The sequence below is a fragment of the Rhodococcus sp. DK176 genome, from assembly GCF_038447315.2.
Classification (GTDB): domain Bacteria; phylum Actinomycetota; class Actinomycetes; order Mycobacteriales; family Mycobacteriaceae; genus Rhodococcus_F; species Rhodococcus_F jostii_A.
Genome location: NZ_CP118321.2, coordinates 7239524 through 7266034, shown reverse-complemented (window position 1 = coordinate 7266034; position 26511 = coordinate 7239524). Strand labels below are relative to the sequence as shown.

General features: G+C 68.4%; 28 protein-coding genes and 1 pseudogene. 10 read left to right on the top strand and 19 right to left on the bottom strand.

The window, feature by feature from the left end:
• The first annotated feature begins 5 nt into the window (after positions 1-5).
• From PSR88_RS33825 to PSR88_RS33815, 3 genes are read left to right on the top strand one after another with little or no spacing between them, the layout of a single operon-like run.
• The gene (locus PSR88_RS33825; RefSeq protein ID WP_011598482.1) at positions 6-920 is read left to right on the top strand and encodes a LysR family transcriptional regulator; all 915 of its coding nucleotides are present in this window, start codon (positions 6-8) and stop codon (positions 918-920) included.
• Positions 917-1678, top strand: a complete 762-nt coding sequence (locus PSR88_RS33820) for a 2-phosphosulfolactate phosphatase (RefSeq protein WP_016883082.1) — start codon at positions 917-919, stop codon at positions 1676-1678. The genes PSR88_RS33825 and PSR88_RS33820 overlap by 4 nt, the downstream gene beginning before the upstream one ends.
• 10 nt (positions 1679-1688) lie before the next feature.
• Positions 1689-2132 (top strand): protein-tyrosine phosphatase family protein, encoded by a 444-nt coding sequence (locus PSR88_RS33815; protein WP_009479817.1) that lies wholly within the window; start codon positions 1689-1691, stop codon positions 2130-2132.
• Positions 2133-2207: 75 nt separating this feature from the next.
• On the opposite strand, the gene PSR88_RS33810 is transcribed toward PSR88_RS33815, so the two are convergent.
• The 3 genes from PSR88_RS33810 to PSR88_RS33800 form a co-directional block, all read right to left on the bottom strand.
• Entirely contained in the window at positions 2208-4481 is a 2274-nt protein-coding gene (locus PSR88_RS33810; protein ID WP_005240683.1) for a polyribonucleotide nucleotidyltransferase, read from the bottom strand.
• A gap of 312 nt (positions 4482-4793) precedes the next feature.
• Positions 4794-5063, bottom strand: a complete 270-nt coding sequence (gene rpsO / locus PSR88_RS33805; RefSeq protein ID WP_005240682.1) for a 30S ribosomal protein S15 — start codon at positions 5061-5063, stop codon at positions 4794-4796.
• Positions 5064-5173: 110 nt separating this feature from the next.
• Entirely contained in the window at positions 5174-6148 is a 975-nt protein-coding gene (locus tag PSR88_RS33800; protein WP_025432373.1) for a bifunctional riboflavin kinase/FAD synthetase, read from the bottom strand.
• A 176-nt stretch (positions 6149-6324) separates the two neighbouring features.
• On the opposite strand from PSR88_RS33800, the gene PSR88_RS33795 reads away from it, so the two are divergent.
• Positions 6325-7038, top strand: a complete 714-nt coding sequence (locus PSR88_RS33795; RefSeq protein ID WP_029539443.1) for a metal-dependent transcriptional regulator — start codon at positions 6325-6327, stop codon at positions 7036-7038.
• 4 nt (positions 7039-7042) lie between these two features.
• Here the strand turns inward: PSR88_RS33795 and truB are convergent, their stop codons facing one another.
• From truB to rimP, 11 genes are all read right to left on the bottom strand, one after another.
• Positions 7043-7960 carry a tRNA pseudouridine(55) synthase TruB gene (gene truB, locus PSR88_RS33790; RefSeq protein WP_016883083.1) on the bottom strand — a complete coding sequence of 306 codons (918 nt, stop codon included), beginning with the start codon at positions 7958-7960 and terminating at the stop codon, positions 7043-7045.
• Between the two features lie 62 nt (positions 7961-8022).
• Positions 8023-8706 carry a 4'-phosphopantetheinyl transferase Npt gene (npt, locus tag PSR88_RS33785; RefSeq protein ID WP_009479812.1) on the bottom strand — a complete coding sequence of 228 codons (684 nt, stop codon included), beginning with the start codon at positions 8704-8706 and terminating at the stop codon, positions 8023-8025.
• Positions 8703-9632, bottom strand: a complete 930-nt coding sequence (locus tag PSR88_RS33780) for a metallophosphoesterase family protein (protein WP_009479811.1) — start codon at positions 9630-9632, stop codon at positions 8703-8705. Before PSR88_RS33780 ends, npt begins: the two co-directional genes overlap by 4 nt.
• A 1-nt stretch (position 9633) precedes the next feature.
• Positions 9634-11022: an MATE family efflux transporter gene (locus tag PSR88_RS33775; protein WP_016883086.1), complete on the bottom strand. Its 1389-nt coding sequence runs from the start codon at positions 11020-11022 to the stop codon at positions 9634-9636.
• Positions 11023-11034: 12 nt separating this feature from the next.
• Positions 11035-12036 (bottom strand): DHH family phosphoesterase, encoded by a 1002-nt coding sequence (locus tag PSR88_RS33770; RefSeq protein ID WP_016883087.1) that lies wholly within the window; start codon positions 12034-12036, stop codon positions 11035-11037.
• A gap of 11 nt (positions 12037-12047) precedes the next feature.
• Positions 12048-12536 (bottom strand): 30S ribosome-binding factor RbfA, encoded by a 489-nt coding sequence (gene rbfA / locus PSR88_RS33765; RefSeq protein ID WP_009479808.1) that lies wholly within the window; start codon positions 12534-12536, stop codon positions 12048-12050.
• A 114-nt stretch (positions 12537-12650) separates the two neighbouring features.
• A complete protein-coding gene (locus PSR88_RS33760) occupies positions 12651-12941 on the bottom strand; it encodes a DUF503 domain-containing protein (protein ID WP_005240674.1) in 291 nt (96 codons plus the stop codon).
• Positions 12942-13042: 101 nt separating this feature from the next.
• Positions 13043-15985 carry a translation initiation factor IF-2 gene (gene infB, locus PSR88_RS33755; protein ID WP_342338738.1) on the bottom strand — a complete coding sequence of 981 codons (2943 nt, stop codon included), beginning with the start codon at positions 15983-15985 and terminating at the stop codon, positions 13043-13045.
• 105 nt (positions 15986-16090) lie between these two features.
• A complete protein-coding gene (locus tag PSR88_RS33750; protein WP_011598472.1) occupies positions 16091-16444 on the bottom strand; it encodes a YlxR family protein in 354 nt (117 codons plus the stop codon).
• Between the two features lie 44 nt (positions 16445-16488).
• Positions 16489-17520 (bottom strand): transcription termination factor NusA, encoded by a 1032-nt coding sequence (gene nusA, locus PSR88_RS33745; protein ID WP_009479806.1) that lies wholly within the window; start codon positions 17518-17520, stop codon positions 16489-16491.
• Positions 17517-18089: a ribosome maturation factor RimP gene (gene rimP, locus PSR88_RS33740; protein ID WP_011598471.1), complete on the bottom strand. Its 573-nt coding sequence runs from the start codon at positions 18087-18089 to the stop codon at positions 17517-17519. Before rimP ends, nusA begins: the two co-directional genes overlap by 4 nt.
• 186 nt (positions 18090-18275) lie before the next feature.
• Between rimP and PSR88_RS33735 the strand changes: the two genes are divergently transcribed.
• The 4 genes and pseudogenes from PSR88_RS33735 to PSR88_RS33720 all read left to right on the top strand — a co-directional run bounded on the left by PSR88_RS33735 (position 18276) and on the right by PSR88_RS33720 (position 20655).
• Positions 18276-18803, top strand: a complete 528-nt coding sequence (locus tag PSR88_RS33735; RefSeq protein WP_009479804.1) for a hypothetical protein — start codon at positions 18276-18278, stop codon at positions 18801-18803.
• The gene (locus PSR88_RS33730) at positions 18800-19243 is read left to right on the top strand and encodes a ferritin-like domain-containing protein (RefSeq protein WP_009479803.1); all 444 of its coding nucleotides are present in this window, start codon (positions 18800-18802) and stop codon (positions 19241-19243) included. Before PSR88_RS33735 ends, PSR88_RS33730 begins: the two co-directional genes overlap by 4 nt.
• A gap of 101 nt (positions 19244-19344) precedes the next feature.
• Entirely contained in the window at positions 19345-19830 is a 486-nt protein-coding gene (locus PSR88_RS33725; protein ID WP_016880187.1) for a nuclear transport factor 2 family protein, read from the top strand.
• Positions 19827-20655, top strand: a pseudogene (locus PSR88_RS33720) (SDR family NAD(P)-dependent oxidoreductase). Before PSR88_RS33725 ends, PSR88_RS33720 begins: the two are co-directional and overlap by 4 nt.
• Positions 20656-20873: 218 nt before the next feature.
• On the opposite strand, the gene PSR88_RS33715 reads toward PSR88_RS33720, so the two are convergent.
• A complete protein-coding gene (locus PSR88_RS33715) occupies positions 20874-22319 on the bottom strand; it encodes a DHA2 family efflux MFS transporter permease subunit (RefSeq protein ID WP_016880186.1) in 1446 nt (481 codons plus the stop codon).
• 103 nt (positions 22320-22422) lie between these two features.
• On the opposite strand from PSR88_RS33715, the gene PSR88_RS33710 reads away from it, so the two are divergent.
• Positions 22423-23022 carry a TetR/AcrR family transcriptional regulator gene (locus PSR88_RS33710; RefSeq protein WP_011598467.1) on the top strand — a complete coding sequence of 200 codons (600 nt, stop codon included), beginning with the start codon at positions 22423-22425 and terminating at the stop codon, positions 23020-23022.
• 57 nt (positions 23023-23079) lie between these two features.
• On the top strand, positions 23080-23727 hold the full coding sequence (locus PSR88_RS33705; protein WP_011598466.1) for an FHA domain-containing protein: 648 nt from the start codon (positions 23080-23082) through the stop codon (positions 23725-23727).
• Here the strand turns inward: PSR88_RS33705 and PSR88_RS33700 are convergent, their stop codons facing one another.
• The 4 genes from PSR88_RS33700 to PSR88_RS33685 form a co-directional block, all read right to left on the bottom strand.
• Positions 23728-24690 (bottom strand): alpha/beta fold hydrolase, encoded by a 963-nt coding sequence (locus PSR88_RS33700; protein WP_011598465.1) that lies wholly within the window; start codon positions 24688-24690, stop codon positions 23728-23730.
• Positions 24691-24907: 217 nt separating this feature from the next.
• A complete protein-coding gene (locus tag PSR88_RS33695; protein WP_009479796.1) occupies positions 24908-25366 on the bottom strand; it encodes an Hsp20/alpha crystallin family protein in 459 nt (152 codons plus the stop codon).
• A 268-nt stretch (positions 25367-25634) separates the two neighbouring features.
• Positions 25635-25928 (bottom strand): hypothetical protein, encoded by a 294-nt coding sequence (locus tag PSR88_RS33690; protein WP_009479795.1) that lies wholly within the window; start codon positions 25926-25928, stop codon positions 25635-25637.
• A 128-nt stretch (positions 25929-26056) separates the two neighbouring features.
• On the bottom strand, positions 26057-26470 hold the full coding sequence (locus PSR88_RS33685) for a hypothetical protein (RefSeq protein WP_029537597.1): 414 nt from the start codon (positions 26468-26470) through the stop codon (positions 26057-26059).
• Positions 26471-26511 lie beyond the last annotated feature (41 nt).

The following is a 26511-nucleotide window of genomic DNA, read 5'->3' as shown; positions in this document are numbered from 1 at the left end:
GAGTCATGAATAGCGAGACCGTCAAGGCGCTGTTGCCGCACCTCCCCGTCCTCGTCGCCCTCGGCGAAGTCGAACACGTCACTGTCGCTGCCGCGATGCTCGGGATGCCCCAGCCCACGGTCAGCCGGATAATCCGCCGACTCGAAAAGCAACTCGACATCCCACTCCTGGAACCGGACGGCCGCGGCGTGCGCCTGACCGATGCCGGCCGGACACTGGTGCCTTACGCGCAACGCGCACTCGCGGCGGTGGTCGACGGCCTCGACGCCGTGCAGTCCGAAGACCGACAGGCGCGGGCCACCGTTCGCGTCGCCTTTCAGATGACGCTCGGCGAGCACCTCGTGCCCGAGTTGATTCGCACCGTCCGCGCGACGGATCCGACGATCCGGTTCGTCCTCAGTCAGGGCGCGCGCCGTACGTGCCTGGACGCCCTCCTCAACCGTGAGGCCGACATCGCGCTCGCCTCCCGTCTCACCCCACCGCCCGCGGGCCTCACGGTCACGCCGCTGTTCGAACAGCCGCTCGTCGTCCTGGTGCCCTCCGAGCACCCGCGGGCCACCTCGACCTCGATGACGATCCGGGACCTCGCCTCCGAGCCGATCGTCACCCTCAAGCCGGGCTACGGGCTGCGGGGATCGCTCGACGACCTGTTCGCGCGAGCCGGTGCCCTACCCACGATCGCGTTCGAAGGAGAGGACGTGCGCACCGTGCACGGCCTGGTCGCATCCGGCTTGGGTGTGGGCATCGTGCCGGCCACGGACACTCCCCCACCCGGGTGCGCGCAGATTCGCCTCGACGATCCCCGAGCCTTCCGCGACATCGGTGCCGCGCGCCTACCCGGTCCCCCGAGCGCCGCGGTCACCACGGTTATCGCTGCCCTCACGACGCTCACGTCGACGGAGCACAGGGAGACGACGTGAACCGCGAACATCTCCAGCTCGATTACGGCCTCCGCTTCGACTGGGGCCTGCCGGGCGCGAAAGCCATCGGCGCAGACGCCGACATCGCGGTCGTGGTGGACGTCCTGTCGTTCACCACCACCCTCACCGTTGCGCTCGACGCCGGCGTCGACGTCCTCCCCTACCGGTGGAACGACGATTCCGCCGAACGCTACGCCCGTGCCTCGGACGCGGTCCTCGCCGTCGGACGCGGCCGGGCCACGAACGGGCAGATCAGCTTGTCGCCGAATACGATTCGGCGATCCGACGCGCCGCGCAGGTTGGTGCTTCCCTCGCCGAACGGGTCGACCATCAGCTTCGAACTCGGCGCCGGAACCGGCGTGTGCGTCGGAGCGTCCCTACGGAATGCGACCGCGGTCGCCGGCTGGATCGCCCGGCACCACACCTCGACGTCGGTGGTGTCGGTGATCGCCGCCGGGGAGAAGTGGCCGGCCGGCGAACTCCGGCCGGCGATCGAGGATCTGTGGGGCGCGGGCGCAGTGCTGTCCGCTCTGACGGCGATCGGTCGGGGCGCAGACGCTTCGCCGGAAGCGCTAGCGGCCATGACCGCCTGGCGCGGTGTCGCGGACACCCTCCCGCAGTCCCTCGCGGCGTGTGCGTCGGGACGGGAGTTGCGCGCCTCGGGGTACCCGCAGGACGTCGCAATCGCCGCCGAGGTGGACCGGAGCACCGCCGTCCCGGTCCTCGAAGATCGCGTCTTCCGAGCGGCTGCGCAATAGAGTGAGCGCCATGTTCGATACCTGGGACGCCGACGCTCCTGGAGTCCTCCGCCTGCCGTCCGGGCGCCTGGTCCGCGGCCGGGGGCTGAGGCGACCACTCCCCGACGGTCCCCTCCCCGATTTCGCCGTCTACCTGCTGGGGCGGACACCGCCGCCGGTGCAGTGGGACTCACGGTGGGTCCGCTGGCCCGATTTCGCGTTGCCGCGGGACCGCGACGACACCCTCGATGCGCTGGGTGAGGTGTGGCGCCGCGCCCCGACGGAACGGGTGGAGGTGGCATGCGGGGGCGGTCGCGGCCGGACGGGCACAGCCCTCGCCTGCATCGCCGTGCTCGACGGGGTCGCGGCGCGGGACGCCGTCGCGTACGTCCGGCAGCACTACCAGCGTCACGCGGTCGAGACACCGTGGCAGCGTCGGTATGTCGGACGGTTCACCGCGGCACCGACCTCCTGACCCACCCCACACGAAGACGCCGACGGCCCCGCACGAGATTCGTGCGGGGCCGCCGGCGTGAGGACCGGGAGAAGGCTACTTCTCGGCAGCCGCCTCTTCGCTCTGCTCGGCCGGAGCCGCAGCGCCGTCTTCTTCGACGGGGATCAGCGAGATCTTGCCGCGGTTGTCGATGTCGGCGATCTCGACACGCAACTTCGAGCCGACGCTCACGACGTCCTCGACCTTGGCAATGCGCTTGCCGCTGCCCAGCTTCGAGATGTGCACCAATCCGTCGCGGCCGGGAAGGAGCGACACGAACGCACCGAAGGCGGTGGTCTTGACGACCGTGCCCAGGAAGCGCTCGCCGACCTTCGGCAGCTGCGGGTTGGCGATGGCGTTGATCATGTCGATCGCGGCCTGCGCGGACGGGCCGTCCGTCGCACCGACGAACACGGTGCCGTCATCTTCGATGGAGATGTTTGCGCCGGTCTGCTCGGTGATGGAGTTGATCATCTTGCCCTTGGGGCCGATGACCTCACCGATCTTGTCGACGGGGACCTTGATGGCCGTGACGCGCGGGGCGAACGGGCTCATCTCGTCGGGGGTGTCGATAGCCTCGGCCATGACCTCGAGGATCGTCGCACGCGCATCCTTGGCCTGCGACAGCGCGCCGGCGAGGACCTTGGACGGGATGCCGTCGAGCTTGGTGTCGAGCTGCAGGGCCGTGACGAAGTCCTTCGTGCCCGCGACCTTGAAGTCCATGTCGCCGAACGCATCCTCGGCACCGAGGATGTCGGTGAGCGCGACGTAGCGGGTCTCACCGTCGACCTGGTCGGAGACGAGGCCCATGGCGATACCGGCGACCGGAGCCTTCAGCGGCACACCGGCGTTGAGCAGTGCGAGCGTCGACGCGCACACGGAACCCATCGAGGTGGAGCCGTTGGAACTGAGCGCCTCCGAGACCTGACGGATGGCGTACGGGAATTCCTCGACGCTGGGCAGCACGGGCATGAGAGCCCGCTCCGCCAGCGCGCCGTGACCGATCTCGCGGCGCTTCGGCGAACCGACGCGTCCCGTCTCACCGGTGGAGTACGGCGGGAAGTTGTAGTGGTGCATGTACCGCTTGGTCGTCTCGGGTCCGAGGGAATCGACCTGCTGCGCCATCTTCACCATGTCGAGGGTGGTGACACCCAGGATCTGGGTCTCGCCGCGCTCGAACAGAGCGGAACCGTGTGCACGCGGAACGATCGCGACCTCGGCCGACAGCGAACGGATGTCCGTGATGCCACGGCCGTCGATGCGGAACTGGTCGCGCAGGATGCGCTGACGGACCAGCTTCTTCGTCAGCGAACGGAATGCCGCGCCGAGTTCCTTCTCGCGACCCTCGAAGTTCGGGGCGACCTGCTCGAGAACCTCGACCTTGACCTCGTCGGTCTTGTCGTCGCGCTCCTGCTTGCCCGCGATGGTCAGTGCCGCGCTGAGCTTCTCCGCTGCGGCGGCCTCGACGGCTGCGAACACGTCGTCCTGGTACGCCGGGAAGACGGGGAAGTCACCGGTGGGCTTGGAGGCCTTGGCCGCGAGCTGCTGCTGCGCGGTGCAAAGGCGGGCGATGAACGGCTTGGCGGCCTCGAGGCCCTCGGCCACGATCGCCTCGGTGGGAGCCTGTGCGCCACCGTCGATCAGGGAGATCACGTTGTCGGTGGCCTCGGCCTCGACCATCATGATCGCGACGTCGGCGTCGTCACCGCTGCCGGAGACGATGCGGCCTGCGACGACCATGTCGAAGACGGCGTTCTCGAGCTGCTCGACGGTGGGGAATGCAACCCACTGGCCGGCCTTGTTCTCGTCCGAGGTGATGAGCGCGACGCGCACACCGCCGACGGGTCCGGAGAACGGCAGTCCGGCGATCTGGGTGGAAGCGGACGCGGCGTTGATCGCGACCACGTCGTACAGGTCCTGCGGGTTCAGGCTCATCACCGTGACGACGACCTGGATCTCGTTGCGCAGACCGTCGACGAACGACGGGCGCAGCGGGCGGTCGATCAGGCGGCAGGTCAGGATCGCGTCCGTGGAGGGACGGCCCTCACGACGGAAGAACGAGCCAGGGATACGGCCCGCCGCGTACATGCGCTCCTCGACGTCCACCGTCAGGGGGAAGAAGTCGAAGTGCTCCTTGGGGTGCTTGCTGGCGCTCGTCGCGGACAGCAGCATCGTCTCGTCGTCCAGGTAGGCGACGACGGCGCCGGCTGCCTGCTGCGCGAGGCGACCGGTCTCGAAACGAATGGTGCGGGTTCCGAAGGACCCGTTGTCGATCACGGCGGTGGATTCGAACACGCCCTCATCGACCTCTACTGCGGAATTCTCTGTCATCTCTTCTTTTCACTTCCCTCTCGTCTTCGCCGTACCCGCGGGGGCGTTCTCACCCTCCTGGCGAGAACTGCGCACCTGAGGGACATCCCCCTCTCGAGTTCTCGGGATGTCGCTGTGCGGAGGCGGCCGTCGATCGAAGTCCCCCGGACCGTGTCCGGAAGACCACTACCGAAGACCGACACCACATTCTCGGGTGCATACGGTAGTGCTGCCCTCGGCAGCTAACGCCGATAGCCAGCGAGGCCCAGTCTAAGCAAGGCCCCGCCGGCTACCGGAGTGATTTGCGATCGAAATGACCGCTGTGTACGAAACTCAGCGACGCAGGCCGAGACGCTCGATCAGCGAGCGGTAACGCTCGATGTCGACCTTCTGGACGTACTTGAGCAGACGACGACGGCGTCCGACCAGCAGCAGGAGGCCGCGGCGGGAGTGGTGGTCGTGCTTGTGCATCTTGAGGTGTTCGGTGAGATCGACGATGCGCTTGGTGAGCATGGCCACCTGCGCCTCCGGCGAACCGGTGTCGGTCTCGTGCAGGCCGTACTCGCTCAGAACCTGCTTCTTTTCTTCGGTGGTCAATGCCACTGGTTCACTCCTGGTGATGACGTTCGCGTGCAAGGATCGAAACTCGGCGCGGCCACCGCGAACCGCAGCGCACGCCAGCCGTCTACTTTACCAGCTGAAACGGGCCGGCTTTACCGCACGTCCTCCGACGCCGCCAGGATCGCACGCGCACGCTCGGCGTCCTTGCCCATCGCGACGATCAGGTCGTCGACCGAATCGAATTTCTCCATCCCGCGGAGCCGCTCCACCAGATCGACGGCCACGTGCTGGCCGTACAGGTCGGCTTCCCGGTCGAGGACGAAGGCCTCCACCGTGCGCGTCCGCCCGGAGAACGTGGGATTGGTGCCCACCGACACGGCGGCCATGTACCGCTCGCCGGAGGTGACCGTGCCGAGATCGACTCCGTGTCCGAGCACAGTGAACCAGGCGGCGTACACGCCGTCCGCGGGAATCGCGGCATACATGGGCGGCGCGACGTTCGCGGTCGGATAGCCGAGCTGCCGTCCACGACCGTCGCCGTGAACGACGACACCCTCGACGCGGTGCGGACGGCCGAGGGCCTCCGTCGCGGCGGCCATGTCGCCGGCGTCCACGCACGACCGGATGTAGGTGGACGAGAACGTGACCGCGTGCTCTGCGAGCAACGTCACACCGTCGACCGCGAACCCGAACCGGTCGCCGATCTGACGCAGCAGGTCGACGTTGCCCGCAGCCTTCTTGCCGAACGTGAAGTTCTCACCGACGACGACATCCGCCACGTGCAGGCGCTCCACGAGGATCTCATGGGCGTATCGCTCCGGCGTCAGCTTCATGAATTCGGCGGTGAACGGCATGACACAGAACACGTCGATCCCCAGCTCCTCCGCGAGCTCCGCCCGGCGGGCGAGCGTCGTGAGCTGGGCGGGATGACTGCCCGGACGAACCACTTCCATCGGATGAGGATCGAAAGTCATGAGCACGCTGGGTATTCCACGCGTGCGGGCAGCCGCCACCGCTCGACTGATCAGTTGGGCGTGACCTCGGTGCACGCCATCGAATACGCCGATCGTGAGAACACAACGACCCCAGTCGGCAGGAACCTCGTCGAGACCACGCCATCTCAGCACGAGTGGCAGCCTACGGTGCCGCGCGCCGATGTTCATCTCCGGACCGGGTGTCCGGCCGCCCCGCGCGTCGGCGAAGCGCCACGACCTCGCGGTTCGCGGTCACCCGGGCCGTCCCCCGGAGACGGATCAGGTGTGTCGATGTGTCTCGCCGGTAAGACTTGCCTAAGCTCGATGGCGTGGCCGTGAACAAGAATGACCAGAGCGTGACCGAGGACTCGACCTCCGAGACCGGGGCTCTCTCGGCAGTGGCGCAGGACTACCTCAAGGTCATCTGGACCGTTCAGGAGTGGTCGCAGGAGCGGGTGTCCACGAAATTGCTCTCCGAGAAGATCGGGGTGTCGGCGTCCACCGTGTCGGAGGCCATCCGGAAACTGTCGGACCAGGGTCTCGTCGATCACGCCCGGTACGGGTCCATCGCCCTCACCGAGGCGGGGCGCGTCGCCGCCGTCGGAATGGTCCGCAGGCACCGCCTCATCGAGACGTACCTGGTGCACGAATTGGGATACGGCTGGGACGAGGTGCACGACGAGGCGGAGGTACTCGAACACGCCGTCTCGGATCTGATGATCTCCCGGATGGACGCCAAGCTCGGCCATCCCGAGCGCGATCCGCACGGCGATCCGATTCCCGCGGTCGACGGCTCGGTGCCCACTCCCCCGGCACGCCAGCTCAGCGACTTCGTCAACGGCGAGAGCGGTCGCATCGCCCGGATCTCGGACTCCGACCCGGCGATGCTGCGGTACTTCGACTCGGTCGGGGTTGCGCTGGACGTCACGATCACCGTGCTGGAGAGACGCGACTACGCCGGAACCGTCTCGATCCGGCTCGGCTCGCACGACGACTCCGTCGAGCTCGGAAATCCCGCAGCCCAGGCCATCTGGCTGGTGTGAACCGCTACCTCAGGGTCGCGGGGCGGACCACCATCACCGAGCTGGCCCGCCGTCCACGTTCCTGGAGCAGCGCGATCGTGTGCCCGCTCGGATCGATGGCGGCGTAGACGCCCTTGATTCCGATCGGCTCGAGCCACCGGCCCTGACTGATCGATTCGGCCTCGTCCGCGTCGATCTGCCGGTGCGGGAACGCGGTCTGCGCGGCGGCGTCGATGTCGAGGCTGACCCCCGGCTCCTCGGCGAGCTGTTCCAGCGTGCGCGCGTGCTCGAGCGTGAACGGTCCCACCCGGGTCCGTCGCAGCGAGGTGAGATGCCCGCCGACGCCGATCAGCGCGATCCCCAGATCACGCGCGAGCGCCCGGACGTACGTGCCGGAGGAACATTCCACCTCGACGTCGAGGTCGACGAACGCGCCCTCGGTTCGCCTCGCGACGACCTCGAACCGGGACACCGTGACCGAACGGGGAGCGAGTTCGAACTCCTCGCCCGCACGGATGAGTGCATGCGCCCGCCTGCCGTCCACCTTGATGGCGCTGACGCTCGACGGGATCTGCTGGATGTCTCCGGTGAGGGTGTGCACCTGCGCGGCGATCTCCTCGTCCGTCACGCCGGACGCATCGGCCGACGCCACGACCTCGCCCTCGGCGTCGTCGGTCGTGGTGGCCTGACCCAGCCGGATCGTGGCCGAGTACGCCTTGGTGGTCAACGCGAGGAGCCCCAGCAGCTTCGTCGCCCGCTCCACACCGAGCACCAGCACCCCGGTGGCCATCGGGTCGAGAGTGCCCGCATGCCCGACCTTCCGAGTGCCGAGCAGCTTGCGGCACCGGGCCACCACGTCGTGGCTGGTGACGCCCGCATCCTTGTCGACGATGAGCAGTCCGGCGCCGACGAGACCGGAAGAGGGCTTTTCACGTGCAGACACGAGGCCCGATTCTGCCAGCCGACGTCACCGCACCGAAATCAGTGCACCGCACAGTACCGAAATCAGTGCACCGCAATGGCGGTGATGATCAGGCCGTCGGACACCATCCACCGTCCGTCGAACGACGCCAGCGGTGGGCCGTCGACGGTCTCTCCGGAGATCAGGAGATCCGAATGGAACGTGCCCGTGCCGTCCCCGGACGCCTCGAACGTGATGTGCGCGTCCTCGAACCCGAGCCACCGGGCGGTGAGCGGGAACCACGCCTTGTACGTGGCCTCCTTGGCGCAGAACAGCAGCCTGTCCCGGTGCACCGGACCGCCGGTGGCGGAGCGCCACTGCCCGGAGTCCGCCGCGCCCGACAGCCAGTCGCGTTCGGCGGGCAGGCTCACCGCGTCCAGCACACCGTCGGGCAGCGCCTCGTGCGGTTCGGCGTCGATCCCCACGGACCGCACCTGCATGGCGTAGCCGAGCACCGCGCCGCGGTAACCGTCGCAGTGGGTGAGGCTTCCGACCACGCCGCGCGGCCACACGGGGGAACCCTTGTCGCCCCGCAGAACAGGGGCCTGGTCCACGCCCAGCTTCGTCATCGCCAGGCGGGCGCAATGACGTGCGGTGGTGAACTCGCGGCGCCGCTTCTCCACCGCCCTGCCGATGAGCGCCTCCTCCTGCGGGTGCGGACGCAGGCCCGGCGGATCTTCGAACAGTTCCGACGACACCACACCGGCAGGCAGAATTCTCTCGATCACAGGGCCCCCCTCGCCCGCATCTTCTCCACTTCGGCTTCCTGTTCGGGGGTGACCTTGAAGTGGCCTCCCCACTTGTTCAGCGTTCCCGGCGGGTACTCCGGCACCGGGAGGATCTGCCGCAGGAGGCGGTCCGGGAGTCCCCGCCGCTGCCACTCCCGCGGGTAGCCGAGCGACACCTCTTCGAACCGCACCCCGTCGTAGTAGGTGGTGCGCGGAATGTGCAGATGCCCGTACACGGCGCAGACGGCGTTGTACCGGGTGTGCCAGTCCGCGGTCAGTTCGGTACCGCACCACAGGGAGAACTCCGGGTACCACAGCACCTGCGTCGGTTGACGCACCAACGGAAAGTGGTTGATCAGCACGGTGCGGGTGCCCGCGGGCAGGGCGTCCAACCGGGCCTTCGTCGTCTCGACGCGGCTGCGACACCAGGCATCCCGGGTTCCGTACGGTTCGCTCGACAGCAGGAACTCGTCCGTGGCCACCACGTTCTTCTCGCGCGCGATCGCGAGACCTTCCTCCTTGGTGGTGGCACCGTCGGGCAAGAACGTGTAGTCGTACAGCAGGAACATCGGGACCAGGGTGATCGGGCCGTCCTCGGCCTCCCACACCGGGAACGGATCCTCGGGGGTGATGACGCCGATCTCCCGGCACATGGTGACCAGGTAGTCGTAGCGGGCGGCGCCGTGGATCTGCACCGGATCCTTCGCCGTCGTCCACAGTTCGTGGTTACCGGGAACCCAGATGACCTCGGCGAAACGACTGCGCAGGAGTTTCAGCGCCCACCGGATGTCGTCGGTCTTCTCCGAGACGTCGCCCGCGACGATCAGCCAGTCCTCGGGCGAGTCGGGATAGATGTCCTCGGTGATCGGGCGGTTTCCCCGGTGCCCCACATGGACGTCGCTCACCGCCATCAGTTTGGGTGCCACGTCAACCACCTTTCCGATCGTGTTCCGCCGCGGGATCGCTGTCCGATCCGTGTCGTGTCTGAAGGTCGGCCCCGACCACTGCCCACCGGCCCGTTCCGACGCGCCATACGACCGCGAGCATCCGAAGAATTATGAACACCGTGAGTCCCGTCCAGATTCCCGCAAGACCCCAGTCGTGCAGCATCGACAGCCAGATCAGTGGAAGGAATCCGACCAACGCGCAGGACAGCGTGGCATTCCGGAGGAAGGCGACGTCGCCGGCCCCGAGCAGTACGCCGTCGAGGGCGAACACCACTCCGGCGACCGGCATGATCGCGACGAAGAACCACCAAGCCACCGCCATCTCGTCGAGCACGGCCTGATCGGAGGTGAACAGTTCGGGGATCACCCCGTGGCCGAGGGCGAAGATCAGGGCGAGCCCTGTCGCGAAGACCGTGGACCATCGGGTGATGCGCCACGACAGTCGCGTGGCGCCCTTGGCGTGTCCGGCGCCCAGCGCGGCACCGACCAACGCCTGTGCGGCGATCGCCAGGGAGTCGAGGGTGAGGGCGACGAGGTTCCACAGCTGCAGCACCACCTGGTGGGCGGCGACCGCCGCCGCACCGAACCGGGACGCGACGGCCGCAGCCGAGAGGAAGCACGCCTGGAAGGCCAGGCTCCGGAGGATCAGGTCTCGGCCGAGCACCATCTGGGCGCGCATGACGCTCCATCGCGGACGTAACGGCACCCGCTCGACCACCAGCGCTCCGACGAACAGGCTCGCGGACAGCGCCTGACCGATAACGTTCGCGACCGCCGAACCCTCGAGTTCCAGCCGCGGCGCGCCCCACAATCCATGCACCAGCACCGGGCAGGCCACGGCCGACACGACGAGACCGGCGAGCACGAAACGGAGGGGCCGCACCGTGTTCTGCACGCCACGCATCCACCCGTTGCCCGCCATCGCGACGAGGATCAGCGGGGCCCCGAACACCGCGATCCGCAGCCAGCTCTCGGCGGCCGCCGCGATGTCGGAGCCGCCGGCGATCGCCGAGGTGACCGGCCGCGCGAACAGGTGGACCAGCGCGATCACGAGCGCACCGATGCCCAGTGCCAGCCACGTGGCCTGCACGCCCTCCCGGACCGCGCCGCGCTCGTCGCCGGCACCGTGCATGCGGGACGCGCGCGCCGTTGTGCCGTAGGACAGGAACGTCAGCTGCGTGCTGACCTGGGCGAGGATGAGACCGCCGACGGCGAGACCCGCGAGCGCCAGAGCGCCCAGCCGACCGACGACGGCGATGTCGAAGAGCAGATAGATCGGTTCGGCAGCGAGGACACCGAGCGCGGGCAGCGCCAGCCCGAACACCGTCCGGGCGGTGGCGTCGCCCGTGACTTCTGAGACGTCAGCCAACGAATTCGGACCTCAGCCGAGCGATTCGACGAGCGAGGTCACGATCTCGTCCGCAGAGCACTCGGCCGTGTAACCGGCGGCGAACCGATGACCGCCGCCGCCGAGATACCCGGCGACGACCGACACGTCCACGTCGGACTTCGATCGCAGCGACACCGACCAAGTGCCGTCCACCGCCTCCTTGAGGACTGCCGCGACCTCGGCCTCGGACGTCGTCCGGACGATGTCGATGACGCTTTCGATCTCCTCCGAGCGGAGGTCTCCGATGTAGGCCTGCCGGATGACGGCGTACACCAGTCCCCGCCCTCCCGCTGCGTCGGGGACGAGCGTCGCCGATCCGAGCACCGAGGACAGCATGGGCAGCCAGCCGAACGGGTGGGTGTCGAGCAGGCGCCGCGCGATGCGGGCTCCGTCGATTCCGGTGGCGAGCAGCCTCTCGGCGAGCGTGTGGGTGCCGGGCTGCACCCAGCGGAACGAACCGGTGTCGGTCACGAGTCCCGCATACAGGCAGTGCGCGAGGTCGGCGTCGATGTCCACACCCCACAGGTCGAACATCTGCGCCACGACAGCGGTCGTCGACTCCGCGGACTCGTCGATCAGGTTCATGCGACCGAAACGGGTGTTGGACCGGTGGTGATCGATGACGAGGGTGTTGCCCGCGTTCGCGAGCCGGTCGGCGAGCTTCCCGAGACGCCCGGCACTGCCGCAGTCGACGGTCACGAGCAGGTCGACGTTGCGGCGCACCTGATCCGCCGGCACCAGCAGGTGGGTGCCCGGCAGTTCCCGCATCGACTCCGGCAATTCGTCGGGCGCGCCGAACGCTACCTGTACCGGAATCCCTTTGCGCTCGAGCACCAACGCCAGGGCGAGTCCACTGCCGATCGTGTCGGCATCGGGTTGGACGTGACACAGAATCGTCACCGCCGTCGCGTTCTCGAGAACGGCGACCGCCTGCGGCAGAAACACCTCGCGACGATCGAGATCAGACAGGGACGTCTCCTGAGTGTGGGTCATGTCGGTGCGTGTCAGTCCGCCTGGCGGGAACCGGAGGGCTCGTCGACTTCCGCGTCGTCCGCGTCCTCGGCTCGGGGCTCCTTGTACGGGTCGGGGTCACCGGCCGGGGACGCACCGGCCGCGACACGCGCGACCTCGTCGTCGGCGGCGCGAGCGCGGGCGAGGAGTTCCTCCATGTGCCGTGCGGTGTCGGGGACGGTGTCCGCGACGAACGTCAACGTCGGAGTGAACCGGACTCCGGTGCCTGCGCCCACCTTCGAGCGCAGAACGCCCTTCGCCTTCTCCAGCCCCGCGGCTGCGGCGGCGAGGTCCGGTTCGGACTCGAGGTCGGCGCCCATGACGGTGTAGTACACGGTGGCGTCGTGGAGGTCGGCCGTCACCTTGGTATCGGTGACCGTGACGAACGCCAGGCGAGGGTCCTTGATTTCGTGGTCGATCGCTGTCGCGACGATCGTGCCGATGCGCTTGGCGAGTTTGCGTGCCCGGGCGGGATCCACCATGACAATCAGACTCCTCTCCCTGGCCGCTGAATAAGTTGTGAAGTTGCGTGTGTAGCTGTAGTTCATTCTGCACGCCGGGCCGCAGATGCGGCGGGGCGGGCAGGGCACTCCGAGTCAGTCCTCGGGGCCGAAAATCCGTCGCCGGACTGCAAGGAGTTGCAGTTCCGGCAGCTCGGCGACGTGCCGTTCGCACGTGTCGAGTACCTCGTGTACGTGATCGACCGCCGAACTCGCCATCGTGACACCGAGCATCGACCGGCGGTACCGATCCTGTTCCCCGGTCTCCGCCGCCGAGACGCCGTAACGTCGCAGCTCCGCCAGAACCGGTTTGACCATTGCACGCTTCTCTTTCAGAGATCGCACGTCACCGAGCAAGATGTCGAGCTCGAGCGCACCGACGTACAAACTTTCCTCCTTCGGGGAGACGTGCGCTCCCCCGGCCGAGTCGATCGGCCAGGGAAGCGCACGCCGGATGACGCTGCTGCGTCACCCCAAACGGATGGTGACTAGTCGCGCGGCTTTTCCCGAAGCTCGTAGGCCTCGATGACGTCACCGACCTTGATGTCGGAGTAGGTGACCGTCAAACCGCACTCGTAACCCTCGCGTACCTCGACAACATCCTCCTTCTCCCGCTTCAGCGAGGAGATGGTGACGGTCTCGGCGACAACCGTGTTGTCACGCAGCAGCCGGGCCTTCGCATTGCGACGGATGGTACCCGAGGTGACGAGGCAACCGGCAATGTTGCCGACCTTGGACGAACGGAACATCGCGCGGATCTCCGCCTTGCCCAGCTCGACCTCTTCGTAGATCGGCTTGAGCATGCCCTTGAGAGCCTTCTCGACCTCGTCGATGGCCTGGTAGATCACCGAGTAGTACCGGATGTCGACGCCCTCGCGGTTCGCCAACTCGGTCGCCTTGCCCTCGGCGCGGACGTTGAACCCGATGATGATCGCGTTCGACGCAGCGGCCAGGTTGACGTTGGTCTCGGTGACGCCACCGACACCACGGTCGATGACCCGCAACTGCACCTCGTCGTCGATCTCGATGCCGTGCAGGGCCTCTTCCAAGGCCTCCACGGTTCCCGAGTTGTCGCCCTTGAGGATGAGGTTGAGCTGCGACGTCTCCTTGAGAGCCGAATCCAGGTCCTCGAGGCTGATGCGCTTGCGGCTCTTCGCGGCCAGTGCGTTGCGCTTACGCGCATTGCGCCGGTCGGCGATCTGACGGGCGATGCGGTCCTCGTCGACCACGAGCAGGTTGTCGCCTGCACCGGGGACCGACGTGAATCCGACCACCTGGACGGGACGCGAAGGCAGGGCCTCGAGCACGTCGTCGCCGTGCTCGTCGACCATGCGGCGCACACGTCCGTATGCGTCGCCGGCCACGATCGAGTCGCCGACCCGCAGCGTTCCGCGCTGGATGAGCACGGTCGCGACGGGGCCGCGTCCACGGTCGAGGTGCGCCTCGATGGCGACACCCTGAGCGTCCATGTCCGGGTTGGCCCGCAGGTCCAGGGCAGCGTCCGCCGTCAACAGCACGGCTTCGAGCAGTGCGTCGATGTTGGTGCCCAGCTTCGCCGAGATGTCGACGAACATGGTGTCTCCGCCGTATTCCTCGGCGACCAGTCCGTACTCGGTGAGCTGCTGCCGGATCTTGTCCGGGTTCGCGCCTTCCTTGTCGATCTTGTTCACCGCGACCACGATCGGCACGTCGGCCGCCTGGGCGTGGTTGATCGCTTCCACCGTCTGCGGCATGACGCCGTCGTCGGCGGCGACGACCAGGATCGCGAGGTCGGTGGCCTTGGCACCACGGGCACGCATGGCCGTGAAGGCCTCGTGACCGGGGGTGTCGATGAACGTCACGAGACGCTCGTTGCCGTCGAGCTCGGTCAGCACCTGGTAGGCACCGATGTGCTGCGTGATGCCGCCGGCCTCGCCCTCGCGGACGTTGGCCTTACGGATCGTGTCGAGCAGTCGGGTCTTACCGTGGTCGACGTGGCCCATGACGGTGACCACCGGCGGACGGGACTCGAGGTCCTCTTCGCCACCTTCGTCTTCGCCGTAGGTGAGGTCGAAGCTGTCGAGCAACTCGCGGTCCTCGTCCTCCGGGCTGACGACCTGGACGACGTAGTTCATCTCGCCGCCGAGCAGTTCCAGCGTCTCGTCGTTGACCGACTGGGTCGCTGTCACCATCTCGCCGAGGTTGAACAGTGCCTGCACCAACGCTGCGGGGTTCGCGTCGATCTTCTCCGCGAAGTCCGACAGGGATGCACCGCGGGCGAGGCGAATGGTCTCGCCGTTGCCACGGGGCAACCGCACGCCGCCGACGGCGGGCGCCTGCATCGAATCGTATTCCTGGCGCTTCTGCCGCTTCGACTTGCGACCACGACGCGGGGCACCACCGGGGCGACCGAACGCACCTGCTGCCGCACCGCGCTGACCGGGGCGTCCACCGCCACCGGGACGACCGCGGAAACCACCTGCGGGCGCTCCGCCACCGGGCGCACCTGCGCCGGCACCGGGGGCTCCGCCACCGCGGTATCCACCGCCGCCGCCACCGGGACGACCGCCGGGGGCTCCGCCGGGACGGCCGGGACGACCGCCGGGGGCGGGACGTGCGGAACGTGCAGGCATCGCGCCTGGGTTCGGGCGAGGAGGCATCGAGCCGGGGCTGGGACGGGGTCCGCCCTGACCGGGAGCCGGACGGGGACCGCCCTGACCCGGTGCCGGACGAGGTCCGCCCTGACCCGGTGCCGGACGGGGACCGCCCTGACCGGGAGCCGGACGAGGTCCGCCCTGACCGGGAGCCGGACGGGGTGCACCCGGACGCGGTGCGCCGGGAGCGGGGCGGGGTGCCGGACGCTCGGCGGGAGCCGAGGAGTACGGGTTGTTACCGACACGCGGGGGCTTCGGGCCGGGACGGGGTCCGCCGGGCTTGGCGCCCGTGGACGGAGCCGCGGGGGCACTGGCAGCCGGGGCTGCGGGTGCGGCCGGAGCTGCGGGTGCGGCCGGAGCCGGGGCAGCCGGTGTGGGGCGACCGGGCTTGGGAGCATTGGTCGCCGGGGCAGCCGGGGTGGCTGCTCTTGCTGCGGGTGCGGCCGGAGCCGGGGCCTGCGCCTCGGGGGTGGCCGCGGGGGTGGCCGCAGCGGGTGCGACCGGAGCCGGAGCCGGAGCCGGGGCTGCCGGCTTCGGGCCGGGACGGGGACCGCCCGGCTTCGCAGCGGTCGCCGGGGTGCTCGGCGCGGGTGCGCCGGGCTTGGCAGCCGGACGGGCTGCGGAATCGGCGGACTTCGCCGACGGGAAGGATTCCCGCAGACGCCTGGCGACGGGCGCCTCCACTGTGGAGGACGCCGACTTCACGAACTCGCCCTGCTCCTTGAGCGTTGCGAGTAGTTCTTTACTTGTGACACCGAGTTCTTTAGCCAACTCGTGCACGCGGGCCTTGCCTGCCACTGCTCTCCTCACTGATGAGGTCGAGCAGGAGGCTCCCCTGAGAGGGGCCCGCACGACCTCGGGTTATCTCCGATGGACGATCATCGCTGGTGCTTCACGGTGTGCTCATGAGTGCTTGTGCCTGTTCTGTTCGAGAGGTACTGCTCTGGGTGGGTGCCCTGCTCGTACCCAGTGGTCGACTTCTGACGTGTCGACACTTCCGGTTACTCGCAGTGCTCTGCCGAATGCTCGGCGTCGTTCCGCGAGACTCAGGCAAGCCTCGGCGGGGTGCAGCCACGCACCTCGACCGGGAAGCCTGTGCCTCGGGTCCGGGGCGAGAACATGACCTTGCGGCCCACTCTCACTAACCACAACCCTGAGCAGATCGACAGCCAGCGCGCGCTCCCTACATCCTATGCATGTTCGGACCGGTGAACCGGTAGGAACGCGCGCAGAATCGGGATGCTCATGCTGAACCATTGACCACTCTACCGCCGACTCGCCCCGATCTCCGCATTCCCGGCTCAACGACTGGTCGCGGCGGGTCCGCCTGCCGACTCGGGGGCGGGTGCGGCATCACTGCGGATGTCGATTCGCCACCCGGTCAAGCGCGCAGCAAGACGGGCATTTTGCCCTTCCTTGCCGATGGCGAGGGACAGCTGGAAGTCGGGGACGACGACACGCGCGGCCCGCGCATCGGGGTCCACGACAGTGACGGAGACCACTTTCGACGGCGACAGCGCGTTGCCGACGAACCGGGCCGGGTCTTCGTCGAAGTCGATGATGTCGATCTTCTCGCCGGCGAGTTCGCTCATCACGTTGCGCACCCGCTGGCCCATCGGCCCGATGCACGCACCCTTGGCGTTCAGTCCCTGCACCCGTGACTGGACGGCGATCTTCGACCGGTGCCCGGCCTCCCGGGCGACGGCGATGATCTCGACCGAACCGTCCGCGATTTCCGGAACCTCGAGCGCGAACAGCTTGCGGACGAGGTTCGGGTGGGTGCGCGACAGCGTGATCTGAGGTCCGCGCTGCCCACGGGCCACACCGACGACGTAGCACTTGAGCCGCTCGCCGTGCTCGTAGTTCTCGCCGGGCACCTGCTCGGCGGGCGGGATCAGGCCCTCGGCGCCGCTGGCCTCGCTGCCGATCCGCACGACGACCATGCCGCGGGAGTTCGCGCGGGTGTCGCGCTGGATCACGCCGCCGACGATCTCGCCCTCGTGGGTGGAGTACTCGCCGAAGCTCCGCTCGTGCTCGGCGTCCCGCAGCCGCTGGAGGATGACCTGGCGGGCGGTGGTCGCGGCGATCCGGCCGAAACCTTCCGGGGTGTCGTCCCATTCCTCGCCGACCATGTTGCCGTCGGCGTCTACGTCGTGCGCCATCACCCGCACGATGCCGCTCTTGGTGTCGACGTCGATCCGTGCGTGCTGCTGATGCCCCTCGGTGTGCCGATAGGCGGTGAGCAACGCGGTCTGAATGGTCGAGATGACGGTCTCGATCGAGATGCCCTTGTCGGCCTCGATGGCGCGCAACGCCGCAATGTCGATATTCACTTGTCCAACCCCTCTACTACTTCTTCATCTCCCGACGCGTCTGCGTCCGCGGGTGCCACTCGACCCTCGGGAATCCCGCCGGCGAGTTCCAGCTCCCTCGGGTCGGGTTTCGAGAATTCCACCTGCACAACAGCTTTCTGAATGTCCGGGAGCGCGACACGCCGAACCTCCGGGCCCGTGCGCGAGCCGATCACCACCGCGACCGAGTCGCCGTCAAGGAGGCCGATCCGACCCACGACGGTCTCGTGCGCGAGATCGATACGCGCCCTGCGGCCGCGGGCACGACGCCAGTGCCGCTCGTGCGTGAGCGGCCGGCCGATACCGGGAGACGTGACCTCGAGCGTGTACGGCGACTCCCCGAAATCGGACACCGAATCGAAGACCTCGGAGATCTCGTGGCTCAGGTTCGCGACCGCGTCGAGTTCGAGTCCGGCGTCGCTGTCCACCATGATCCGGACCGCGCTGTGCCGACCCGCGAGGGTGACTGCAACGTCCTCCAAGTCGTAACCTTGGCGTTGCACCAGATCGGAGATGAGCTCCGTCACCCTCTCCTTGGATGGAACCGGCATCGGGGAAGCTCCTCGTTTCAGTTGTCTTCGTGGTCGGGCAGGTCATCGTGCCGCGCACGCAGCACCTCGAACCCGCCGGGACGGGTTCGAGCATCTAAGAGTAACGCCGATTCGAGGCGTCCGTGACCAGCCCCGGTGCTCGATTCCCGCGATCGCGGCCCGACCTGGCACCATGGACCGGTGCTCATGCCCACCGTCTCCCGGCCCCCGACATCCGGTCCGGCCGTGTCCCGGCGCACCGCTCTCCGGTTCGCAGCAGCGTCGGCGTTCGGCGTCGCGAGTGTCTCCCTGCTGGCGGGGTGCGCCGACGACGCGGACTCCGGCACCGAGGTCGATTCACTCGTCGCACAGTCGCGTCTGGCTCGTCGTGACGCCGCCGGCGCGGCGGCCACAATCGCGCTGCTCCCCGATCGCGGTGCGGCACTCGAACTCGTCCGCGCCCAGCGCACCGCACACGCCGACGCACTGGACGCCGAAATCGCCAGGGCTGCAGGAACTTATCCGGACGGTACCGCACCGACCACGTCCGCTCCCCCGGCGACGACACCGACCGCACCGGCGCCGCCGCCCGGTCTCGATCAATTGCGGGCCGACCTGGCCGAGTCGCAGCGCAGCGCAGCCGATTCGGCGCGCACACTGACCGCCTACCGGGCGGGGCTCTGCGCGTCGATCAGCGCCGCGTGCGGTACGTATCTGGCGGTGGTGCTGCCGTGACGACACCCACCGAAGCCGAGGGTAAGAGCCTCGCCGACGCGCTGACCGCCGAACATTCCGCGGTGTTCGCCTACGGCGTGGTCGCCGCATTCTCGAATCCCACCCGGGCCACCCAGGTGGCCACCGCCGCCGCGGCCCACCGAGCGCGGCGGGACGGCCTCCTGGACACGCTGACCGCGGCAGGACTGACGGCTCCGGCCGCCGAGGCGGGCTACACCCTGCCGTTCCCGGTCACCGATCCGATCACGGCCGCGCAGCTGGCGGCCCAGGTCGAGGCCGACACCGCCGTCGCGTGGCGGGCGGTCGTCGAACACGGTGAGACGGAGGACACCCGCACGCTCGGCGTCACCGCGCTGACCGAGGCGGCCGTCCGGGAGGCCACCTGGCGAGTGGCGCTCGGGACCGATCCGGTGACCGACCCGTTCCCCGGCGGGCCCTGACGACGGGCAGGTTCCCGCCCACCGGGATTCTGCGTCCACGCGGCGCGTTCCCGGCCTAGCGTCTCTCCCGACACGGTGAACGGCAACGGGAGGACGGCAGCGTGGACGAACGCTCGGTGGAGCAGCGTCTGGCGGACCTGGAGCGGATCGACGCGATCAAGGCGCTCAAGTACCGCTACTGGCGAGCGTGCGACGGCAAGGATCCGGACGCGTTCCGTGCCTGCTTCGTCTCGTCCGGGGCGTCGATCGACTTCGGTCCACTCGGCCGGTTCGACGACGCCGACCGCCTCACGGACATCTTCCGCAGGATCGCGCTCCACGAAGTGGACGGCAAGCACGTGATCCTTGACATGCACCACGGCTTCCATCCGGACATCGTGCTGCACAGCGACACCGAGGCGTCGGGCGCGTGGACGCTGAAGTTTCGCCAGGTCGATCTGCTGAAGCGGACGGAGACCGTGTCCTCCGGCGAATACGACGACGCTTACCGTCTCGAGGACGGCGTCTGGCGAATGTCGCGATGCCACTTCACCACTCGTTGGTCGATCACCCGTCCGCTCACCCAGGACACGGTGGTGGTCCAGTGAGCGCCGGGGTAGCTCTGGTCACCGGTGGGAGTCGCGGCGTCGGCAAGGGCGTGGCGACGGCGCTGGGCGCCGCCGGGTGGACCGTCTACGTCACCGGGCGCGGCCCGATGACGGAGGACTGCCCGCTGTCGGCGTCGGCGCGAACGGTCACCGGCGCCGGTGGGACCGGCATCGCGGTGGCCTGCGATCACCGCGAAGACGCAGATGTGCGTGCGCTGTTCGCCCGGATCTCGGACGAGCAGGCCGGCCGACTCGATCTGCTGGTCAACAACGTGTGGGCGGCCCCCAAGGGATTCGGCGGGTTCAGCACCCCGTTCTGGGAGCGGCCACTGGACGACTGGGACTCGCTGATCGGTGTCGGACTGCGCGCCCATTACGTCGCGTCCGTGGAGGCTGCGCGGTTGATGGTGCCCCGCCGCTCCGGGTTGATCGCGAACATCTCGTCGTTCGGGACCCGCGGGCATCTGCACTCGGTGCTGTACGGCATGTCCAAGGCCGGGCTGGACAAGATGGCCAGCGACATGGCGGCGGAGCTGGCTCCGCACGACGTGCGCGCGGTCTCGCTGTGGCCGGGCATCGTCCGGACGGAGATGATCGTCGCCAGCGGCCTCGAGACCATCGCCTGGCTTTTCCGTCGCGGATGCCGAGTCCCCCGAGTTCATCGGCGAGGTTATCTGCGCCCTGACCGCAGATCCCACCCTCCCTCAGCGCAGCGGCCACACCTTCGTCACGGCGGAGCTGGCCGTCGAGTACGGCATCACCGACACCCAGGGCCGGACCCCGCCGTCGCACCGGGAACCGTTCGGCGGCGGCCCGCTGTTCTGAGCCGCAGGCTCAGGTCACGTCGCGCCTGGGGACGAGCCAGACGGATTTCCGCCGTGCGATGTAGCCAGGTCGCGCAGGTGCTGATCGACCGTTGAAGTCGGCGGCACGGGATGGACGAGTATGCCTTTCCCGGCGAACTCTCCGATGCGTTCCTCCCCGCCCTGGAACTGATGCGGGCCCGGACCTCACGGTCCGGGCCCGCCCGCACTCCGGGAGGGTCACGTCGATGCCAGGACGGCCTTGGATCGTCCCGGCATGAGGGCCGCGGCAACGACCGCGACCGCCACGAATCCGGCTCCCACGTACAGAGCGGGTGCGAGGGCGTCGATGTATCCCGTCGGGGTCAGGCTGCCGCCCGCACCGAGGAACACCGCGGTCAGGAGCGCGATCCCCAGCGCGACTCCGATCTCACGGAGTGTCGCGTTGGTCGAACTGGCCGTGCCGTGGTCGGCCTCGGGCATGTCGGCGAGGACGGCGGTCGCGTTGGGAGCGAACGTCAGACCCATTCCTGCGCCTGCCATCACGAACGCCGGAACCATGCTGCCGTACGTGGCGCCGGGGACGATGAGCGACGCCATCCACAGCAGCGACAACCCCTGCAGGACCAGTCCGGTGACGAGGAGGGTCCGGACTCCCAGCCGCGGCGCGAGCAGGCCTGCGATCGGCGCCACCAGCATGGGTGCGGCGGTCCACGGCAGGGTTCGCAGGCCGGCCTCGAACGGGGAGTATCCCATGACGATCTGGAGGTACTGCGACAGGAGGAAGACGGCGCCCATCATTCCCAGCGTGAACGTCAGCCCGATCACGTTGGCCAGGGAGAACTGCCGGGACCGGAAAAGCCGCAGCGGCATCACGGGGAAGGGTGTGCGCAACTCGCGCACCACGAACGCCGCGAGCAACACCGCCGCTGAAACGAGAGCACCGAGCACCGTGGCACTGGTCCAGCCGTCGTCGTTGCCGTGCACGATGCCCCAGACTCCGAGGAACACGGCGGCTCCGGCCAGGACGACGCCGAGCGGATCCAGCGGCTGCCGCTTTCCCTTCGACTCGCCGAGCGCGTACAGCGCCAACGGAATCGCGACCGCAGCGACGGGAACGTTGATCCAGAACACGGCCTGCCACGACACCCCGTCGACGACGGCGCCGCCGACCACGGGGCCGAGGGCGACGCCCAGTCCCGAGACGCCACCCCAGATCCCGATGGCGAGGGCGCGCTTGGCGAGCGGTACGGCACCGGCCAGCAGGGTGAGGGAGAGCGGCATGATCGCGGCCGCGCCGACGCCCTGGACGGCGCGCGCGGCGATCAGCATCTCGGAGGTGGTCGACAGGGCCGATGCAATCGACGCGAGTGCGAAGAGCACTATGCCCCAGAGGAATACACGGCGACGGCCGAGGCGGTCCCCCAGCGCCGACAGCGTCAGCATCAACGTCGCGAAGGCGAGCGTGTACGCGTTCATGAACCACTGCAACTGCCCGACCGACGCACCGAGGTCGCGCTGGATCACCGGCAGGGCGCTGGTCATCACCAGGTTGTCGAGTGTGGCCATGAACATCGGTATCGAGGCGGCGACGATCGCCAGCCATACCGGCACCAGCCGGCCGTGGCCCAGTCCCGAGGGAGGCGCCGCCGATTCGTGTTCCAGGCGTTCGGAGAGTGTCGTCATGACGGGTCCTCGTATTCGAGTCGTGAGTACGGGAAGAAGGGAGTTGTAAGCATCAGATGATTACTTAATTCGAAGACTAGTAATCGACTGATAACATGTCAACATGGCATCGCCCGTGAAACAGACCCGCATGAGCGCGACCGAACGTCGCGAACTCGTCCTGGCCGCCGCCTCCCGAGCGTTCGCCAGGGACGGCTATCACGGCACCAGCACCGACGCCGTCGCACGCGAGGCGGGCGTGTCCCAGCCCTACGTGGTTCGCATGTTCGGCTCGAAGTCGCGGCTGTTCGCCGACGTCTTCGACCGCGCGATGCGTCGGATCATGGACACCTTCGAGCCGTACTTCGACGATGTCGCCGCAAACCCGGAGAACGACGAGTCGTGGCTCCCGATGGGCATCGCATACGCCGAACTGCTCGAGGACCGCGACCTCCTGCTCGTGATGATGCACGGCTTCACGTCGGGCGCGAACCCGGAGATCGGCGCGCTGGCCCGCGACTGGATGTCCCGGCTCTACACGCAGATCCGCACGCGCACCGGGTGCAGCCCGGAACGGGCCCGCACCTTCATCGCCAACGGAATGCTCCTCAACACCCTGCTCGCCATGCAGGTACCCGAGCATGCCGGGCAGGATCCGGCGCTCGAGGAGCTCGCCGTGTGCGCGTTCGGCAGCACCCTGGACGCCGCGGGCTCCGAGAACTGATCCGTGAACGGCGATTTCCGCTCTTGATCTTGCTCAGAGGACACGCGGCGGGGCACGATGGAAGCGTGCCGAAGGGGTGTCGCCGTGGACCGAGCCGTTGAGTCTCGACTGAGCTATTCCGACCGGGAGGGTCACCACCACACCGTGGACCTCTCCCCCACTTCCGCGCGCGTCACGATCGGACGGTCGCCCGGTTCCGATTTGCTCCTCACCGAGGACGACGAGGTCTCACGTCTCCATGCCGTCCTCGAATGCGTCGGCTCGCACTGGACCATCCTCGACGACGGGCTCTCCCGCAACGGCACCTTCGTCAACGGCGAGCGTCTCGCGGGGCGCCGGCGGCTCCGCCAGGGCGACAGCATCCGCATCGGCGGAACGAAGATCCGGTACCTGGAATTCGGCGGCTCTCTCGACGAGGCCACCCGGATGGGCACCGACATGCCCGACGTCCGGTCCCTCACCGACACCCAGCGGGCGGTCCTCACGGCACTGTGCCGGCCGTACAAGCACGGCGCCGCGTTCGCGAATCCGGCGTCGAATCAGCAGATCGCCCAGGAACTGTTTCTCAGTGTCGATGCGATCAAGACTCACCTTCGGGCGTTGTTCGCGAAGTTCGGCGTCGGCGATCTCCCGCAGAATCAGAAGCGGGTCAGCCTGGCCGAGCGGGCCATGCGCAGCGGCATCATCAACGAGCGCGATCTCTGATCAGCCGACGGCCATCAGTTCGCGGTCGAAAGCGGCGGTCTCACCGTGTGCGATCCGCTCGACGAGGCCGATGATCGCGAGTGCGACGTCGGCGGCGCGCTCGAGGATCACCGAGTGGCCGGCCCCGTCGACGCTCACGAGTTCCGAGGCGGGGAGCTTCGAGGCCATCGCGACGGAATGCTGGAGCGGGGTGAGCATGTCCACCGAGCCGCACAGGATCAGCGACGGAATGTGAGCGAGCGCGGCGAGGGAGTGCCGCTCGTCGAACCCGAGCAGGGATTCGAGGAAGCTCGACATGGTGACGACGGACGTGGTGTTGGCCATGGCGGAGACCAGCGCCGCCAGGCGAGGATCGACGACTCGGTTGCGGGCGCCTGCCGCGCGGGCGATCGCCGTGCAGACGGTGCGTCCCACCCGCTTCGATCCGTGCACGACCCGGGGTGCCCGGCGCACCGCGGTGCGGAACAGCGACACCGCGGGGCTGCGCAGGTGTCGTCCGAGACCGGCCTCGGCGAGATCGCACGCCGCGGTGGAGATCAGGGCCATGCCGACGATCCGCGAACCGATCGTGTGCGGGTTCTGCCTTGTGTAGGACAGCGCGGTCATCCCGCCCATCGAGTGGCCGACGAGGACGACCGGACCGTGCGGTGCGACGGCGTCGAGCACGCAGCCGAGGTCGCGGCCGAGCTGATCGATCGTGTAGGTGGCTGCCGGCGCCTCCCCGGACTCTCCGTGTCCGCGGTGATCGTAGAAGACCATGCGAACGTCGTTGCGCCAGAAGCGGACCAGCTGCTTGCGCAGTGCCCACCAGGACTCGGTGCGCAGGCAGTGACCGTGAACGAACACCACGGTGGTGGCTGCGTCGGGCGAACCGAACTCGCGAACCGCGAGTGCGATCCCGTCGTCGGTCCTGACCGTGAGGCGACGGCCTTCGTGCTCGTGTGCAACCGGGGTGTTCGTCATGATGGCCTCCTCGGTTTCTTCGCTCGCGGCTGGTGAAGCGTTACGTTCTTGCTTGTTCTCTACTGTGCCGCGCACGGTCCGACCCGACCAGGACCCCCAGTGGTGGCCGGTGCACCCGGAGGTGTTGCCCTTTCCACCCCTGGGGTGGGTGGACGTGGGCACGCCGAAGCCCCCTCGTCGAGGGGGCTTCGACACAGCAGATGTTTCCGCTGTAGCGTCAGTCCGTCTCGCTCGCGGGACCCGCCTCGATCGTGCGATGCTCACCGCTTCCGAGGCTGGAGACCTCGATCCGCCGCGGCTTCGCCCGTTCGGCGAGCGGGATGGTCACGCTCAGGACACCGTTCTCGTAGGACGCCGAAATGCGGTCCGGGTCGACGCCGTCGCCGAGCGACAGCTGCCGACGGAACGTTCCACTGAACCGCTCGGACGCGATCCATTGCACGTTCTCCTCGGACGGCGCGCTGCGATGAGCCGTCAGGGTGAGCGTGCCGTTGTCGACACTGACGTCGACGGAACCCGGATCGACGCCCGGCAGGTCGGCGTGCAGGACGTAGTGGTCGTCGACCTTGTACAGATCCATCGGCATGAATCGCGGTACCCGTGCGGTTCCAGTTTCCGTGCCGAGCAGACTCTTGGTCATGGATTCGAGGTCGTTGAAAGGATCGAAGCGAAGCACAGCAACACACCTCCCACATCACTCGAGGCGCCCGCCACCCCGACGGGCAGCCAGATTCACTGTGCATCGCTAATTTAGCACTCGGCACCCGAGAGTGCCAGATCGAGAGGACCCCGAAATCTTCGCCTCGTGAGTTCCGGCTTCGGGGTCCTCGCCGCGACGAATCAACCTGTCCGGTCCGCTCGCGACTGGAGGGTATTCTCTACTGCCACTTCAGGATGCGGCACCCGGGGTCGGCGCAACCAGACACCCTGGAGTGCGAATCCGGTCACCCCCAGAGTTGCCCTTGGCCGCCGCCGAAGTCGTATCCGCCGACGTTCGCTCCGCCGGGGCCGGCCTTGATACCGTCCACGGCGATCGGCCCGACATGCGGGCCGCCGATGTCGACGTTGCCGCCCTGGGCGTTCTGTCCGGGGGCAACGGTGCTGACGGAGGGGTCATCGGACGGGGAGTCCGGGGCCGCCGAGGCAATGCCGGCGCCCGCCGCGAGGACGAAGAACGCGGCCGCGACGGTGGCACCCGTGCGCGTGAGGACAGTGGAGAAGCCGAAGGAAGTCGACATGGGAAGAACCTTTCGCAGTGCGTGGCGCCGGGAGGCGGGAAGGTGGTACAGGCGTGGCGCCGAGGGGCCGGCACCTGGCGGTGACGGCCCCTCGGGCTGTTCAGCAAGATCGAGCGATCACGACTCGGTCACCAGCAGAAGACGAACCCGCAGTTCTGGGTGTTGTCCGTGGTCGTCGTGTCGCCGGCACCTGCGCCTCCGTTCGCGGCGCCCCCATTCGCATCCCCGGCGTTCCCTCCGTTGGCATCTCCGGCGTTCCCGCCGTTACCGCCGTTACCGCCGGTGCCGGCGTTCTGGGGTCCGGTGGTAGTGCCCGGGCTGCCGATGACCGGACCGCCGAGAACGACGTTCCCACCGGAGCCGTTGCCACCTGCGCCGCCGGCGCCGCCCTGAGAGGTGCCACCGTTACCGCCCTGCGAGGTGCCGCCCGGCGCCGTGCCGCCGTTGCCACCCGGATCAGCCGAGGCGATTCCCGCTCCGGCTGTGAGGGCGAAGCCCGCGATGGCGAGAGCGGAAAGGGTGCGCTTGAGGGTGTGTGCCATGTGTGGATCTTTCTGTGGGGGTGGGGTTTTGCTTGCCACAT

Bases quoted from the DNA above. Each gene is read 5' to 3' on its own strand.
- PSR88_RS33705 (WP_011598466.1), top strand. From the start codon at position 23,080: ATGGAAGCGTGCCGAAGGGGTGTCGCCGTGGACCGAGCCGTTGAGTCT.
- PSR88_RS33710 (WP_011598467.1), top strand. From the start codon at position 22,423: ATGGCATCGCCCGTGAAACAGACCCGCATGAGCGCGACCGAACGTCGC.
- PSR88_RS33715 (WP_016880186.1), bottom strand. From the start codon at position 22,319: ATGACGACACTCTCCGAACGCCTGGAACACGAATCGGCGGCGCCTCCC.
- PSR88_RS33750 (WP_011598472.1), bottom strand. From the start codon at position 16,444: ATGGTTCAGCATGAGCATCCCGATTCTGCGCGCGTTCCTACCGGTTCA.
- PSR88_RS33770 (WP_016883087.1), bottom strand. From the start codon at position 12,036: ATGACCCACACTCAGGAGACGTCCCTGTCTGATCTCGATCGTCGCGAG.
- PSR88_RS33810 (WP_005240683.1), bottom strand. From the start codon at position 4,481: ATGACAGAGAATTCCGCAGTAGAGGTCGATGAGGGCGTGTTCGAATCC.
- rimP (WP_011598471.1), bottom strand. From the start codon at position 18,089: ATGCCGGTTCCATCCAAGGAGAGGGTGACGGAGCTCATCTCCGATCTG.
- PSR88_RS33700 (WP_011598465.1), bottom strand. From the start codon at position 24,690: ATGACGAACACCCCGGTTGCACACGAGCACGAAGGCCGTCGCCTCACG.
- rbfA (WP_009479808.1), bottom strand. From the start codon at position 12,536: ATGGTGGATCCCGCCCGGGCACGCAAACTCGCCAAGCGCATCGGCACG.
- PSR88_RS33685 (WP_029537597.1), bottom strand. From the start codon at position 26,470: ATGGCACACACCCTCAAGCGCACCCTTTCCGCTCTCGCCATCGCGGGC.
- PSR88_RS33735 (WP_009479804.1), top strand. From the start codon at position 18,276: ATGCCCACCGTCTCCCGGCCCCCGACATCCGGTCCGGCCGTGTCCCGG.
- PSR88_RS33825 (WP_011598482.1), top strand. From the start codon at position 6: ATGAATAGCGAGACCGTCAAGGCGCTGTTGCCGCACCTCCCCGTCCTC.
- PSR88_RS33815 (WP_009479817.1), top strand. From the start codon at position 1,689: ATGTTCGATACCTGGGACGCCGACGCTCCTGGAGTCCTCCGCCTGCCG.
- PSR88_RS33690 (WP_009479795.1), bottom strand. From the start codon at position 25,928: ATGTCGACTTCCTTCGGCTTCTCCACTGTCCTCACGCGCACGGGTGCC.